The sequence below is a fragment of the Bradyrhizobium sp. WYCCWR 12699 genome (assembly GCF_032144035.1).
Classification (GTDB): Bacteria; Pseudomonadota; Alphaproteobacteria; order Rhizobiales; family Xanthobacteraceae; genus Bradyrhizobium.
Genome location: NZ_JAVTJN010000005.1, coordinates 433431 through 449121, shown reverse-complemented (window position 1 = coordinate 449121; position 15691 = coordinate 433431). Strand labels below are relative to the sequence as shown.

Sequence of the window (15691 nt, the reverse complement as noted above, 5' to 3'; positions counted from 1 at the left end):
GACAGGCCGGTAAACCTGCCAAGCTCGCTCTCATTGCCGTTGCCAGGAAGCTGTTGACGGTCCTCAACGCCATCATGCGCGATCGAAAGCCGTACCTGTACACCAGACCAACATAACAGTTGCCGGATCTGGGCTCCGCTTCGCTGCGCTTGTCCGGGACGACAGCCTACTCCTTGGCTCCCACCATCACGTCGATCGCGCCCTTGACGATTGCTTCCAGCTCGTTGCGGGGAACGCGGGCGCGCGAGCGGATGGCGATGGTGTGGACGGTGGCTGATGCGATCTGGGCCAGCACGGCTGGATCGGCGCTCTCCGGCAATTCGCCCTTCTCCTTGGCGCGGCGGAAGCAGCTCGCAAAGGCCTTGTCGAGTTCGCTGAGCCCGTCGAGCACCATGGCGCGGATCTCGGGATCACCAACGGCTTCCGACGCCGCGGTCACCACCGTGAAGCAGCCGCGCGGACCGGTCTCGCCGGACAGATAGATGCTCAGCGCGGAGGCGAAGATGCGCTCCAGCCGCTGGCGCACCGGCATCTCCTCGCGAAAGATCGCAGCCATGGAGGCCCGCGCTTCCTCGCGGTAGCGCTGATAGCTCTTGATGTAGAGCTCGCGCTTGTCCCCGAAGGCGCCATAGAGGCTCGGGCGGTTCATGCCGGTGGCCTCGCTGAGGTCGTCGAGCGAGGTCGCGGCAAAGCCCTGCCTGCGAAACAGGTCGAGCGCCTTGCCGAGCGCGACCTCCGGCTCGTAAGCGCGCGGCCGACCGCGGCGCTTGGGCTCATTGGCAGCAGCTGGCGGCTTCGATTTTTGTACCATTTCGCAAAATAATCCTTGACCGACCCTATATTATGCAAGACAGTACAAAAATCAATCTGGCCAGGTTGAGCGAAACCTCAAGAATTGCCCAAGGAGGCTACAGATGGATCTCTATTTCTCGCCGCTCGCCTGTTCCATGGCGACCCGCGTCGCGCTGTATGAAGCCGGCGCCGGGGCGAATTATCTCGAGGTCGACCCGGCGACCAAGAAAGTGCTGAGCGACGGCTCGGACTTCCGCGCCGTCAATCCGCTTGGCCTGGTGCCGACGCTGCGCACCGACGAGGGCGTGGTCCTGACGGAGAATGCGGCGATCCTGCAATACGTCGCCGACCGCTTCGCGCAATCCGGGATCGGCGCAGCAGAGGGCATCGACCGCACGCGCCTGCACCAATGGCTGTGCTTCATCGGCACCGAGCTGCACAAGGGCCTGTTCATTCCCGTGCTCGATCGCAAGGCGCCGCAGGAAACCAAGGCCTATGCGCTGGAGAAGAACCTGTCGCGGCTCGACTATCTCGACAATTACCTGAAGGGGCGCGACTTCCTGCTCGACCATTTCAGCGTGGCGGACGCCTATCTCGTCACCGTCATCAACTGGACCATGGCGACGCCGCCGATCGAGCTTGCGAAATGGCCGAACGTGAAGGCCTATTACGAGCGTCTGCGCCAGCGGCCCTCGGTCGCGAAAGCGATTGCGGAAGAGTTCGAGCTGTACAAGGCCGAGCTCGCGCGCAAGAAGGCGGCGGCATAGGCCGGACTGAACGTTGCGCTGTCATTCAAGTCGTTGTTCCCACGAGGGGACAACGACTTGCTGTCGAATTCGCCTAGGCCGCCCTGACACCATCAAGGAAGCGACCGACCTCCGTCCGCAACCGCTCGCTGTCGCTTGAAAGCGCTTGCGCCGCATTGAGAACCTGGGACGAGGCCGAGCCGGTTTCGGTCGCGCCACGCTGGACGTCCGTGATGTTCGACGAGACCTCGTGGGTGCCTTGAGCGGCCTGCTGCACGTTGCGTGCGATCTCCTGGGTCGCCGCGCCCTGCTCCTCGACAGCCGCCGCAATGGTCGACGAGATCTCCGACAAGGACTTGATCGTGCTTCCGATCATCTTGATGGCGTTGACCGAGTCCTGGGTCGCGCTCTGAATGCCGGAAATCTGCTGGGAGATCTCGCCGGTGGCCTTGGCGGTCTGCTCGGCCAGGGCCTTCACCTCGGAGGCGACGACGGCAAAGCCGCGGCCGGCTTCGCCGGCCCGCGCAGCCTCGATCGTTGCGTTCAATGCGAGCAGATTGGTCTGACCAGCGATCGTGGTGATGAGCTCGACCACGTCGCCGATCCGCGCCGCAGCCTTGGATAGCTCACCGACCTTCTGATCGGTGATGCGCGCCTGCTCGACCGCCTCATTGGCCATTCGCGCGGATTCCTGGACCTGCCGGCCGATCTCGTTGACGGAGGATGACAACTCCTCCGTCGCGCTCGCGACGGACTGCACGTTGGTCGAGGCTTCCTCGGAAGCCGCCGCGACCATCGTCGCGAGCTTCTCGCCGCGCTCCGCGGTCGAGGTCAGCGTGTTCGCCGAGGCCTCCAGCTCCGTCGAGGCCGACGAGACGGTTTCGATGATCTCGCCCACCGCGCTCTCGAAATTGCCGGCGAGCTTGATCATCTCCAGCTTGCGCTGGGTCGCTGACCTCTTCTCGGTCGCCTTCAGCTCGTCGCGGTCGAATCGAACGATGGCCTGTAGCGTCTGCAGGTTTCGCAAGGCAACGCCGAGCTCGTCGTCTCTTTCGACGACGATGCGGTTGTCGAGCTTGCCCTGATTGATGCTGAGCATCGCATCGTTCAGGCGCTGAAGCGGGCGGACGATGGCACGGATGGTTTGCCGGCTCACGAGCCCGCCGATGGCGATGCTCGTCACCAGGAGGGCAAGCGCCGCGCCGACCAGCCAGCCATATTCGTGTTCGGCCGCGTCGTATTCGGCCTTGGCTTCCTTGACCTGGATCGCCACGAGCTTGTCGAGATCGGCTTTCGCCGCCTCGTACAGCTCGCGCGCCTGCCCGGCCAGCACGGCGGCGAGCTCCTCGTACTTTCGCTCGGCAGCGAGCGACAGCGCCGGCTTCAGCCCTTGCTCGACATATTTCACGCGCTTGGGCGTGAAGCTGTCGGCAACACCTTTTTCTTCCGGCGTCAGGTAGGTCGCCATGTAGTCGCCCCAGGCCTTCCCGACCTTCTCCAAATTGGCGTTCACCTTGGCAGTGATTCCTTCGACCGGCTTTCCGGCGCGTCCATTGGCGGCCGCCTCGAATAGCAGCACCGTGTTGTCTCTCATCCGGTCATTGATTTCGAAGAGCTGTGCCAGCGGCACCGCGCGGTCCTCGTAAATCGATTGCAGCCGCGAATTGCTTTGGCGTGTCCCCTGCAAGCCCATGACGCCGATCACGAGCAGGAACAGCGAGAGGATGGCGACGAGCGTCACCAGGCGCGCATTCAGCGTGCCCGTGAAGATGGCCAACCGATCGCTGAACGAACGTCTGCGGAGCATGCCGGCGTCCAGCCTATAGTCGTGCGGCTTGTTCTCCCGGATCTTCGCATACACCTGCTCGGCTTCGGCGCGCTGGTCGGCGGGCAGCTTGGTGCGGATGGAGCTGTATCCGACGATCTGTCCGTTCTGTCGAATGGGAGAGGCCGTCGCCAGCACCCAATAGAAGTCGCCGTTCTTGCGCCGATTCTTGACGGCGCCCGACCAGGGCTTTCCTTGCTGGAGCGTGGCCCACAGATTTTCGAAGGCCGCTGGCGGCATATCCGGATGGCGGATGATGTTGTGAGGCTGCCCCATCAACTCCGCCTCGGTAAACCCGGAGGCCTCGACGAACTGATCGTTGAAGTAGGTCAGTTTCCCTTTCGTATCGGTGCGCGAGACGATGAGGGCTTCGTCGGTAATGGGATATTCGGTGGTCGTGACCGGAAGATTGGTCCGCATGGGAGCCTCCAACGTGGCATTCGCAAAAATCGAACCTGTGAACTTCAGGTAAGCGCCGAAAGGATTTAATTTGCCTAAAGACCGAGCAGCGAGCCGAACAATGAAATCATTTTGTCGCACGGTTTTCGGCAAAAGCGCATCTCATGCGGGAGACCGCAGAACCACGGCAACCGCTGGATGGTCGAGATGATCCTGCAGTGTCACATGCATTCGCGATCGCGCGTCGCAACTCTGATCGCATGAACATTGCAGCCGCTTCTCGTTCGCAGCTAGCCGCAGGGCACGCGCGGTAAAATCGTGACGATGCCGTGCCGCGGCGTCAGCGACAAGACGAAGCGTAGCTACGGCGCGTCACTCATGTCCCGGACGCTCTGCAGCGTTCTTACGCTGCTGCTCCAGGAGCTAATTACCCGTACAGCACCCGCGGCAGGACCGTGACGATTCCGGGCCACAATGTCAGCAGCAGCACGAAACCGATCATGATCATCAGATAGGGCATCGTGACGCGCGCGATGTAGCCGAGGCCGTCGTCCGTCAGGCCCTGGATCACGAACAGGTTGAAGCCGACCGGCGGGGTGATCTGCGCCATCTCGACGGCGAGCACCAGGAAGACGCCGAACCAGATCTCGTCGAAGCCCGCACCCTTCACGATGGGCAGCACGATCGGCAGCGTCATCACGATCATCGAGAAGCCGTCGAGGAAGCAGCCGAGGACGAGGTAGAAGATGACCAGCACGACGATCAGCATGAAGGGCGACAGGCCGAGCCCCTTGACGAAGGCGGCGACCGCCTGGGGAATGCCGAGGAAGGCCGCGGCGTTGCCGAGGATCGAGGCCCCGAGCACGATCAGCGCGATCATCGAGCAGGTGACGACCGAGCCGATCAAGACGTCGCGCATCACCTGCTGCGACATCGCGCCCTGCGCCCAGGCCACCAGCGCCGCGCCGAGCACGCCGACGGCGGCGGCTTCCGACGGCGTGGCGAGCCCGCCATACATCGAGCCGAGCACACAGGCGATCAGGAACAGCGCGGGCGCGAGATCCTTCAGCGCGGCGAAGCGCTCGCCCCACGGCACCTGCGAGAGTTTTGCCTCGGTCTCCGGCACCATCGCGGGCTTGAGGCTGGTGTGCAGCATCACCCAGGCCATGAAGCTCGCGGCGAGCAGGAACCCAGGCAGCACGCCGGCCGTGAACAGCTTGAGAATCGAGACGTCGCCGAGCACGCCGTAGATGATCATGATGTTGGACGGCGGAATCAGGAAGCCCAGCGTGCCGGCGCCGGCGAGCGAGCCGATCGCGATGTCGCGGGAATAGCCGCGGCGCAACAGCTCGTTGAGCGACATGCGGCCGATCACCTGCGTGGTCGCGGCCGACGAGCCCGAGATCGCCGCGAAGATGGTGCAGCCGATCACGTTGACATGCAGAAGACGGCCCGGCAGCAGCCCGGCCCAGGGCGCCAGCCCCTGGAACAGCGAGCGCGACAGGCGGGTGCGGAACAAGAGCTCACCCATCAGGATGAACAGCGGCAGCGCCAGCAGCTCCTGCGTGGTCAGGATGTTCCAGGCGTATTGCGGCAGCAGCTTGTCGAGCGGGATCGACCGGAACATCGCGAGCAGCAGCGTCGCGGTGAGCGCAAGCGTCAGGCCGATCCACACGCCGCAGGCCAGCAGCGCAAACAGGATCGCGAACAGGGCAACGACTTCGATGGTCATGCGATCCTAAATCCGGGAGCGGGCAAGGCGGTCATTCGACGGGCGAGGCCTTCATGCGGTGATCTTCCAGCGGCAGGCCGAGCACGGCCTGGATCGCCCGCGCCAGGAACTGCAGCGTGAGCAGCAGCATGCCGAAGGTGACGACGGCTTGCGGAAACCACAGCGGCGTATCGCTCGAGGTCGAAACCTGGCCGCGCGTGTACGCGGCAAAGGCGAACTTCGCCATCGACGATGTCAGGAAGGCCATGAAGGCGAAGCCGGCCGCGGCCGAGAGGATCTCGAGCCCGCGCTGCACCGCCACTGGGGCGTTCTTCAGGAGCAGCACGACGCGGATGTGGCCGCCGACCCGCAAGGTCATGGCGGCGCCGAAGGTGAACGACGCCGCCATCAGATAGGAGGAATACTCCCAGGCGATCGAGATGCTCGGCGGAAAGAACGGCAGGAAGTTCGACAGGAATCGCGTCGCGACCTCGCACAGCATCAGCAGCGTCAGCATCAACAGGCAGCCGCCGCCGATCCAGCCGTCGAGCCGGCCGAGACGATCGATGCCGTCGAGCAGGATGCGCAACGGCGCGGGCGCCGCTGCGTTGAGGCTCTGTGGTGCTTCGGGCGAAACGCTCACCACGACGCCGCCCTCAGCCGCGCTTCATGTCGGCGAGATAGGCCCGCACCGGCTTGTCGGCCGCCGGCACGCGCTTGAGGAAGGCGTCCAGCTGCGGCGCGGTCTTGGCGCGGATGTCCTTCATCATCGCGTCAGAGACCGGCACCACCTCCATGCCGCCCTCCTTGAGGCGGTTGAGGCTGTCGACGTCGGCCTTGAGCGAGTTCGCCCAGAAGCCCGGCTCCATCTTCGCGGCGATATCCGTCACGAGCTTCTGCTGGTCCGCGAGAAGTGCCTTCCAGGAATCGAGATTGACGGTGAGCATCTGCGACGACCAGACGTGGTTGGTCGGGTAGACATATTTCAGGAATTCCCAGAACTTGCCGTCGACACCTGATACCGACGAAGTGGAGACGCCCGATACGGCGCCCGAGGCGAGCGCGGGGATCGTCTCGCCCCAGGGGATCATCACCGCCGCCATGCCGATCGCATTCAGCATGTCCACCGCATTCTTGTCGGGCACGCGGATCTTGATGTTCTTCAGGCCCTCGACGTCGGCGACCTTGGCCTTGAGGTGCAGATACTGCGTCGGCCACGGCACGATGTAGAGGATCTTCTGGTTGTTGCGCGCGGCGATCTTCTCGTATTCGGGCCGCACATATTTGTGCAGCACCTTCAGCTCGTCCACGGAGCCGCAGAGGAACGGAATGCTCTCGACGCCCATGAAGGGCTCGTCACCGATCTGCTGGATGTTGAGGACGTCGGCAAGCGGCACCAGGCCGTCGCGCACCGCGCGCAGATGCTCCGGCCCCTTGAAGCCGAGCTGGCCGCCGGCCTTCACGGTGATCGCGACCGCGCCGCCCGTCTGCTTCTTCACCTCCTCCGCGAAGGCCATCGCGTTCTGGGTGTGGAAATTGCCGTCGGGCCAGACCGTCGACATATCCCAGCTCGTCGTCGCCGCCCGCGCGCGGGTCGAGATGTGGCCGGCGGCGAGCAGCGTCGCTGCGCCCGCGGTGAAATTCCGTCGCGTGATCATCGAGCCCCTCCGTTTGTTACCACGTGCACTGACACCGTCAGCGCGCGTATCCATAAACTGCAACAGCATTGTCCGCGGACACGAGTCCGCTTTCGATATCGTTCTTGACCGCCGCGCGATCGCGCTCGGTCGGCGCACCGATGCCGGCGCCGCCGGGCGTCAGCACCACGAGGCGGTCGTCCGGCGGCACCTGCTGAAAGCCCTTGCCGCGTAGCTTCTTGCCGGACTTGAGGCCGACATAGCCGGCTTCGCCATTCTTGCCGCCATCGCGTCCGCGCGGCGGATGATCGATGCGATCGAAGGCCGCGAGGATGTCGAACGGCGCATCGACGCCGCTGCCGACCTCGATGATCTGGCCGAGGCCGCCGCGGGTGCGCCCTGCCCCGCCGGAATCCGGACGCAGCTCCTTGCGCCAGAAGATCAATGGCGTCTGCGTCTCCGCGATTTCGACCGGCGTGCCGCGCACGCCGCTTGGATAAGCGGTGGCTGACAGGCCGTCCTTGCCGAAGCGCGCGCCGGTGCCGCCATTGGACGTCACCGCCATCGAGAATCCGTAATTGCCGCCGACGCCGGAACGGGTCTGGCCGCGGACGTTGAGATTCCACAGGCAGGAGGTGCCTTCCGCCGGCACGCGCTCCGGAATGATCTGGCGCAGGCAGCCGAACACCACGTCGGGCAGCATCTGGCCGATGATGTGGCGCGAGGCCACGGGCGCCGGCTTTGGCGCATTGAGGATCGCACCTGCCGGCGCCGAGACCGTCAGCGGCGAGAGCGAGCCGGCATTGTTCGGAATCTGCGAGGCGACGACGCAGCCGAGGCCGAACACGGTGTAGGCGGTGGTGTAGGACAGCGGCACGTTGATGCCGAATTTCGAGGCGGCGGACGTGCCGTCGAAATCGACGTGGATGCCGTCGTCCGAGATCGTCAGCGTCGCCGCCAGCGTCACCGGGGCATCATAACCGTCGACGACCATCGTGTTGCGCCAGCTGCCCTTCGGCAGCTTTGCGATCTCGGCCAGCACCGCCTCGCGCGAGCGATCGCAGATGTAGTCGCCGAGCTCGTCGAGCGTGTCGATGCCGAACTCGGTCATCATCTCGACCAGGCGCTCGCAGCCGACGTCGTTGCAGCCGGCGAGCGAATAGGTGTCGCCCTCGGTGTCGATCGGCAGGCGCGTGTTGGTGCGGATCATCGCCATCAGCGTCTCGTTGACGACGCCCTGGTCGATCAGCTTCAGCATGGGGATGTAAAGCCCCTCCATGAACACGTCGGTGGCGTCAGGGCCGAAGCCGATGCCGCCGATGTCCATGAGATGGCTGGTGCAGGAGAACAGCGCCACCGGCTTGCCGTCCTTGAAGCAGGGCGTGGTGACGACGAAATCGTTGAGGTGGCCGGTGCCCATCCAGGGGTCGTTGGTGATGTAGGCATCACCCTCCTTCATCGTCTCCAGCGGAAAATGATTGATGAAGTGCTTGACCGATTCCGCCATCGAGTTGACGTGACCGGGCGTGCCCGTCACCGCCTGCGCCAGCATGCGCCCCTTGAGGTCGAACACGCCGGCCGAGAGATCGCCGCATTCGCGCACGATCGGGCTGAAGGCGGTGCGCAGCAGCACCTGCGCCTGTTCCTCGACCACGGCGATCAGTCGGTGCCACATGATCTGAAGGTCGATCAGGCTCGCGCCATTTGCCTTGCTCATGATCAGGCCGCCTTTCGTTCCATGACGATGCTGCCGGCACCGTCGATATGCGCGTCGAAACTGGTCGAGACAAAAGTAGATGTTTCGTCCTCCGCGATCACGGCGGGTCCCGCAATGGTCGCGCCGGGCGCCATGTCCTCGCGGCGATAGAGCGGGATCTCGATGACCTCGCCGGCGCGGCCGTCGAAGAACTTCCGGCTGCCCGACGCCTTGGCCGCGGGCTTGCGCGCGACGGAAGCAACGGCCGGCGGATTGCGCGCCTCGGTGGTCGCCAGCACCGACCAACTCAAGACTTCGATCGCCGCGCCTGGAATGGCCCGCTCGAACATCGCGGAATAGTCCGCCTCGAACTTCTGGCGGAGGCCCGCGAGATCGGCTGCCGTCAGCCGCCGGTTCGGCAGCTCGACGGAGATCTCATGACCCTGGCCGACGTAGCGCATGAAGGCGGCACGGCGCTCGCGTACCGGCGCACCGGCAGCACCAGGTTCGACCAAGGCGCGCGCTTCGGTCACCATCTCCTGCAAGAGGTCGGAGACCCCCTCGGTGTCGAAATCGTCGAGCCGGACATGACGGCTGCGCACCAGCTCATAGGCGATGGGAGCGGCCAGGAAGCCGACGGCCGAGCCGACGCCAGCATTCGACGGCACGATCACCCGGGAGACGCCGATCTTCTCGGCAACGCGCGCCGCATGCAGCGGCGCGGCACCGCCGAACGCGATCAAGGTGTGCTGGCCGACGATCTCACCGCGCTCGACCGCGTGGACGCGCGCCGCACTCGCCATGTTCTCGCAGACGACTTCGTGCACGGCATAGGCCGCGGTTTCCGCGGACAGGCCGAGCGGCTCGCCGACGTCACGCAGCAGCGCTCGCTTCGACAGCTCGGGGTCGAGCTTGATCGTGCCGGCGGCGAACGCATCGGGATCGATCATGCCCAGCGCAACGTCCGCATCGGTCACCGCCGGACGCTGGCCGCCGCGACCGTAGCAGGCGGGGCCCGGCTCCGACGAGGCGCTCTCCGGGCCGACCGTGACGCGCTTCATGGCGTCAACATGCGCGATCGAGCCGCCGCCGGCGCCGATCTCGACCATCTCGATCACGGGAATACGCACCGGCAGACCGGAGCCCTTGAGGAAGCGCGCGGCGCGATCGACCTCGAACACGCGCGAGGTCTCGGGCTGATACTTCTCGATCAGACAGATCTTTGCGGTGGTGCCGCCCATGTCGAAGGACAGCACCTTGCTCTCGCCAAGCCTTGCCGCGATCTGCGCCGCGAAGATCGCGCCGCCGGCGGGACCGGATTCGACGAGACGCACCGGAAAACGCCGCGCCGTCTCGATCGAGGTGACGCCTCCGCCCGAGGTAACGAGGTAGATCGCTCCGCGGAACTGCTCGACCTGCAAGGCGTCGGCCATGCGGGCGAGATAACCGTCGATCAGCGGTTGCACATAGGCATTCGCGACCGCAGTCGATGTGCGCTCATACTCACGGATCTCGGGACAGACGGCGGAGGACACGGTCACGGAGATGCCGGGCATCTCCTCGGCCAGGATCGCGGCGGTGCGGCGCTCGTGCTCGGGATTGGCGTAGGAGTGCAGGAAGGCGATCGCGACGCTCTCGACGCCCAGCTCGCGCAATCTTGGCGCGAGTGCGCGCACTGCGGCCTCGTCCAGCGGGAGGCGGACGGCGCCATGGGCGTCGACACGCTCGGGCACGGTGAAACGCAGGGAACGCGGCGCCAGCGGCCTCGGCTTGTCGATGCCGAGATCGTACTGGTCGTAGCGGCTTTCGGTGCCGATATCGAGCACGTCGCGGAAGCCGTCGGTCGCGATCAGGGCCGTCCTGGCACCGCGGCGCTCGATGATCGCGTTGGTCGCGAGCGTCGTGCCGTGAATGAAGACGTCGATGTCGCTGATATGGGCGCGCGCGTCGGCAAGAATGAGACGCATGCCGTCCAGCACCGCCTGCTCGGGCCGCTGCGGCGTCGTCAGCAGCTTGCGCGTCTTGCGCGCCTCGCCCACGTCCAGCACGATGTCGGTGAACGTGCCACCGATATCGACGGCAAGCCGCACCTCGGCTCCCTCAAGCATTCCAAATTCTCCGTGCTGATCGTCTAGACTGTGGCTGAAAGCGCAGCAATTCCCGTGCCATGAGGCATGCCGGCAACGCCGTGCCCGGCTATTTTGCGCGGCACCTATGCAATAGGCAAGGCGTGTTCGCAGCCTGCGCGATCAGAGCAGGAATGCAAGCGCCGCCTCGCAGCGCTCCTCGACCTTGAGCGTCAGGAGATCGTCGGCGCGGGTGCGGCCGAGATTGACCGCCGCAATCGGAATGTTGCGCTGCGCGGCAGCCTTTACGAAGCGGAATCCGGAATAGACCATCAGCGACGAGCCGACGATCAGCATGGCATCGGCCTGCGACAGATGGTCCTGCGCGGTCGCGACGATGTCGCGCGGGACGTTCTCGCCGAAGAACACGACGTCGGGCTTGAGGATGCCGCCGCAGGCTTCGCAAGCAGGGACCGTGAACGACGAGAACTCCGCGTGCTCCAGATCGGCGTCGCCATCGGGCGCATCGGCGGCATCGAGCGTCAGCCATTCCGCATTGGCGCGGCCGAGCGCATCCTGGAATTCGCTCCGCGGCGTCTTCGCCCCGCAGCCCATGCAGCGGACCAGGTCGAGCCGTCCGTGCAAATCGATCACCTGGCGGTGGCCGGCGGATTGATGCAGCCGGTCGACGTTCTGGGTCAGCAACATCTCGCAGCGCCCGCTCGCCTCGAGCCGCGCCAGCGCGTGATGCGCGTCGTTCGGCTTCGCCTGGCCGAACCGCCGCCAGCCGATCAGGCTGCGGGCCCAATAGCGCTGGCGCGTAAGCTCGTCCGACATGAAGGACTGGAAGTTGACCGGCTGGGTCCGCTTCCAATTGCCATTGCTGTCGCGATAATCGGGGATGCCCGAATTGGTGCTGCAGCCGGCGCCGGTCAGCACGAACAGCTTGTCGTGCCGATCGATGAAATCCTGGAGCGGAGGGGTTGCCAGCGGAGCGTTTGCCATGAGGCAGATGTAGGCTGCGCCGGGCGGTTTTGCCAGATCACGTCCTAGCTCGCCCAGTTCTCGCGAAACTCCGGGAATAGCGTCAGGCCTCCGCAGGCATAGAGGGTCTGTCCGGTGATGTAGCTCGCATCATGGGAGGCGAGGAAGGCGAAGACGGCGGCGATCTCCTCCGGCGTGCCGACGCGTCCCATGGGAATGTGGGAGGTGACGACGCCGCGTTTCTCCGGATCGCCGGTCCAGGCTTCATTGATCGGCGTGTCGATCGCGCCGGGCCCCACCGCGTTGACGCGAATACCACGGCCGGCGAACTCCAGCGCCAGCGTACGGGTCAGATTGGCCATGCCGCCCTTGCTGATCGAATAGGCGAGATAGCCGGGCTTCGGAATGATCTGGTGGACGCTGGAGCAGTTGATGATGCTGCCGCCTCCGCCGCGCTTGACGAAATGCGCAAGAGCCTTCTGCGCGCAGAGCACGGCGCCGTTCAGGTTGACGTCGATGATCCGGCGATAGGTTTCGACGTCGAGCGCCTCGCTCGGCGATTCCTTCTGAAAGCCGGCATTGTTGACGAGACAGTCGGGGCGCTTGAAGCGCGACAGGACCGTCTCGAACATCGCGGCGATGTCCTGCTCGCTGCCGACATTGGCCTTGACGATGCAATGATCGGGCTCGCCGTGACCGCGATCGCGCGAAGCGGCGCGCGCAAGCGCGCGCGTCTCCTCGGCCCGCTCCTCGTGCTCGAAATAATTGATGGCGACCGTTGCACCCTCCTGGGCAAGCCTGACGGCAACCGCGCGGCCGATGCCTTGTGAGGCGCCGGTCACCAGCGCGTATTGGCCGACGAGGCGCGAGGGAAACGAAGTCGAGCGATCGGGTTGCGGCATGGGTTCTCTCCGGAATGCCTCATCATCGACGGAAAGCGCCTTTTGTTCCATCCCTTCAGTGCATCCCTGGGATTCATTCCGCGCGGCGCGCGAGTGGCGAGGTCAGGATCTGATAGAGGATGATCGCGCCGAAGGTTGCGGTGCCGATCCCGCCGATCGTGAACGCACCGAATTTGAGCGTGAGATCGCCGGCGCCCGCGGTCAACGCCACGGCGACGGTGATCAGGTTTGCAGGATTTGCAAAGTCGACCTTATTCTCGACCCAGATCCGGCCCGCCATCGCCGCGATCAGTCCGAACAGCACGATCGAGAGGCCGCCGATGACGGGGCCCGGGATCGACAGGATCAGCGCGCCGAATTTCGGCGAGAAGCCGAGCAGGATCGACACGATGGCAGCGAAGGCGAACAGCAATGTCGAATAGACCTTGGTCGCGGCCATGACGCCGATATTCTCGGCATAGGTGGTGACGCCCGTGCCGCCGCCGCAGGCCGCGACGATGGTCGCCAGGCTGTCGGCGAACAAGGCGCGGCCGAGATAGGCATCGAGACTGCGGCCCGTCATGGCGCCGACGGCCTTGATGTGGCCGAGGTTCTCGGCAACCAGAATGACGGCGACCGGCGCGATCAGGAAGATGGCGTCGGCCTGGAACGTCGGCGTTGTGAAGTTCGGCAGGCCGAACCACGGCGCGGCCGAAAGCTGGGTGAAGTCGATCGGCTTGCCGAAGCCGAGACCGTTCGCGAACAGCAGATACAAAAAATATCCGCCGATCGCGCCGAGGATGATCGGCAGCCTGCGCCACAGGCCAGGGGCTGCGACGGCGACCACGCCGATGACGAGCACGGTCGCGAGCCCGATTGCCGTGTCGAACGTATTGGCGCTCACCGCCTTGACCGCGACGGGTGCGAGGTTGAGGCCGATCGCGGCGACCACGGCGCCGGTGACAGCCGGCGGCAGCAGCCGCTCGATCCAGCCGACACCGGACCACATCACGATCAGCGCGATCACGCCGTAGAGCACGCCGGCGCCAACGATGCCGCCGAGCGCAACCGAAATATTGGGATTCGCCCCCTGCCCGGCATAACCGGTGGCGGCGATAACGACGGCGATGAAGGCGAAGCTCGAGCCGAGATAGCTCGGCACGCGCCCGGCGACGATGACGAAGAAGATCAGCGTGCCGATGCCCGAGAACAGGACCGCAACGTTGGGATCGAACCCCATCAGCAGCGGGGCGATGATCGTCGAGCCGGACATCGCGACGCAATGCTGCAGACCGGAGACGATTGTCTGCCCCCATGACAGCCGCTCCTCCGGCATGATCACGCCCGAGGTCCTGAGTTTCCAGCGCGGAAAATAGCCCGGCGTTTGCTGGCCGGAGCCGGTTGCAGTCGCCATGTTCCCCCCAATTGCGGTGCAGCGATCGATCTTCGTGCGATCCGACAAAAATGTGATTGTCACTTCTGCGGCGGCCATCACATGGTGCAGGTCATGCACAAGCCGAATCCTGCACCATCAATGCGTTCAGGGCACACTTTATGACACAAGTCGCGATCCAGCCAGCCGTCCTCCGCCGGCACCAACCCTGGTACAAGATCCTCTACGTCCAGGTCCTGATCGCGATCGCGCTCGGCGTGCTCATCGGCTATGTCTATCCCGATCTCGGCAAGGCTCTGAAGCCGCTCGGCGACGGCTTCATCGCGCTGATCAAGATGATGATCGCGCCTGTCATCTTCTGCACCGTCGTGCACGGCATTTCCTCGATGGGCGACCTCAAACGCGTCGGCCGGGTCGGGCTGAAGTCGCTGATCTATTTCGAAGCGGTCTCGACGGTCGCGCTCGCCGTCGGCCTGCTGGTCGGCGAAATCCTCCAGCCGGGCCACGGCTTCAATATCGATCCCGCCACGATCGATCCGAAATCGGTGGCGACCTACGTCACCAAGGCGAAGGAAGAGGGCATCGTCGCCCATCTGATGGCGATCATCCCCGACAGCTATCTGGGCGCGATCGCCCGCGGCGACCTGTTGCAGGTGTTGCTGATCTCGATCCTCTCTGGCTTCGCCATCGCCTTCCTCGGCAAGGCCGGCGAACCCATTGCGGATGCGATCGACAAGGCCGCGAAGATGTTCTTCGGCATCATCCGAATCATCGTGCGTGTCGCGCCGATCGGCGCCTTCGGCGCGATGGCGTTCACCGTCGGCGCCTATGGCCTCGGCTCGCTGCTCAACCTCGCCGCGCTGATCGGCACGTTCTATCTCACGAGCATCCTGTTCGTGCTGATCGTGCTGGGCGCGATCGCCCGGCTCGCCGGTTTCTCGATCCTGCGCTTCATCGCCTACATCAAGGACGAGCTCCTGATCGTGCTCGGCACCTCGTCCTCGGAGACGGTGCTGCCGCAGATGATCCAGAAGATGGAGCATCTCGGCGCCTCGCGCTCGGTGGTCGGCCTCGTGATCCCGACCGGCTACAGCTTCAACCTCGACGGCACCAACATCTACATGACGCTGGCGACGCTGTTCCTGGCGCAGGCGACCAACACCCATCTGACCATCTGGCAGGAGCTCGGCATCCTGGGCATCGCCATGATCACCTCGAAAGGCGCCTCGGGCGTGACCGGCGCCGGCTTCATCACGCTCGCGGCGACGCTCTCGATCGTGCCTGACATCCCGATCCAGTCCATCGCGATCCTGGTCGGCATCGACAAGTTCATGAGCGAGTGCCGCGCGCTGACCAATCTGATCGGCAACGGCGTTGCCTGCGTCGTGATCAGCATCTCCGAAGGCGAGCTCGACCGCGAGGCGCTGCACGAGACCATGGCCCACCCGCTGGAGATCGGCGAGGCGCTGGAGCCGGGTGGAAGTACGGCCTCATAGGCCAGCGCGCCGCGAAGCCCCAGGTTCCGACGCGGTAGTTTCCCGGAGTAGTAAAATGATGCGGC

The 15691-nt window shown here is 64.9% G+C and carries 12 protein-coding genes and 1 pseudogene; 3 read left to right on the top strand and 10 right to left on the bottom strand.

Annotated elements, in window-relative coordinates; translation table 11 throughout:
* A pseudogene (locus RPS27_RS06815) lies at positions 1-116 on the top strand (IS110 family transposase); the annotation flags it as partial.
* 50 nt (positions 117-166) lie between these two features.
* On the opposite strand, the gene RPS27_RS06810 reads toward RPS27_RS06815, so the two are convergent.
* Positions 167-811, bottom strand: coding sequence for a TetR/AcrR family transcriptional regulator (locus tag RPS27_RS06810; protein WP_212069509.1), 645 nt, complete (start codon positions 809-811; stop codon positions 167-169).
* Between the two features lie 103 nt (positions 812-914).
* Here RPS27_RS06810 and RPS27_RS06805 point away from each other — a divergent pair, with 103 nt between their 5' ends.
* A complete protein-coding gene (locus tag RPS27_RS06805) occupies positions 915-1559 on the top strand; it encodes a glutathione binding-like protein (protein ID WP_212069507.1) in 645 nt (214 codons plus the stop codon).
* A gap of 73 nt (positions 1560-1632) precedes the next feature.
* On the opposite strand, the gene RPS27_RS06800 is transcribed toward RPS27_RS06805, so the two are convergent.
* From RPS27_RS06800 to RPS27_RS06760, 9 genes are all read right to left on the bottom strand, one after another.
* Positions 1633-3783, bottom strand: a complete 2151-nt coding sequence (locus RPS27_RS06800; protein WP_212069505.1) for a methyl-accepting chemotaxis protein — start codon at positions 3781-3783, stop codon at positions 1633-1635.
* 406 nt (positions 3784-4189) lie between these two features.
* On the bottom strand, positions 4190-5494 hold the full coding sequence (locus RPS27_RS06795; RefSeq protein WP_212069504.1) for a TRAP transporter large permease: 1305 nt from the start codon (positions 5492-5494) through the stop codon (positions 4190-4192).
* 31 nt (positions 5495-5525) lie between these two features.
* Positions 5526-6119, bottom strand: coding sequence for a TRAP transporter small permease subunit (locus RPS27_RS06790; protein ID WP_212069502.1), 594 nt, complete (start codon positions 6117-6119; stop codon positions 5526-5528).
* 10 nt (positions 6120-6129) lie between these two features.
* Positions 6130-7131: a TRAP transporter substrate-binding protein gene (locus tag RPS27_RS06785; RefSeq protein ID WP_313753935.1), complete on the bottom strand. Its 1002-nt coding sequence runs from the start codon at positions 7129-7131 to the stop codon at positions 6130-6132.
* Between the two features lie 37 nt (positions 7132-7168).
* Positions 7169-8827: a hydantoinase B/oxoprolinase family protein gene (locus tag RPS27_RS06780; protein WP_211415939.1), complete on the bottom strand. Its 1659-nt coding sequence runs from the start codon at positions 8825-8827 to the stop codon at positions 7169-7171.
* A gap of 2 nt (positions 8828-8829) precedes the next feature.
* Positions 8830-10914, bottom strand: coding sequence for a hydantoinase/oxoprolinase family protein (locus RPS27_RS06775; RefSeq protein WP_212069500.1), 2085 nt, complete (start codon positions 10912-10914; stop codon positions 8830-8832).
* A gap of 141 nt (positions 10915-11055) precedes the next feature.
* Positions 11056-11877, bottom strand: a complete 822-nt coding sequence (locus RPS27_RS06770; RefSeq protein WP_211415937.1) for an NAD-dependent protein deacetylase — start codon at positions 11875-11877, stop codon at positions 11056-11058.
* Between the two features lie 44 nt (positions 11878-11921).
* Positions 11922-12758 carry a glucose 1-dehydrogenase gene (locus RPS27_RS06765; RefSeq protein WP_313753934.1) on the bottom strand — a complete coding sequence of 279 codons (837 nt, stop codon included), beginning with the start codon at positions 12756-12758 and terminating at the stop codon, positions 11922-11924.
* 73 nt (positions 12759-12831) lie between these two features.
* A complete protein-coding gene (locus tag RPS27_RS06760) occupies positions 12832-14151 on the bottom strand; it encodes a solute carrier family 23 protein (protein ID WP_211415935.1) in 1320 nt (439 codons plus the stop codon).
* Positions 14152-14291: 140 nt separating this feature from the next.
* Here RPS27_RS06760 and RPS27_RS06755 point away from each other — a divergent pair, with 140 nt between their 5' ends.
* Positions 14292-15626 carry a dicarboxylate/amino acid:cation symporter gene (locus tag RPS27_RS06755; RefSeq protein WP_211415934.1) on the top strand — a complete coding sequence of 445 codons (1335 nt, stop codon included), beginning with the start codon at positions 14292-14294 and terminating at the stop codon, positions 15624-15626.
* Positions 15627-15691 lie beyond the last annotated feature (65 nt).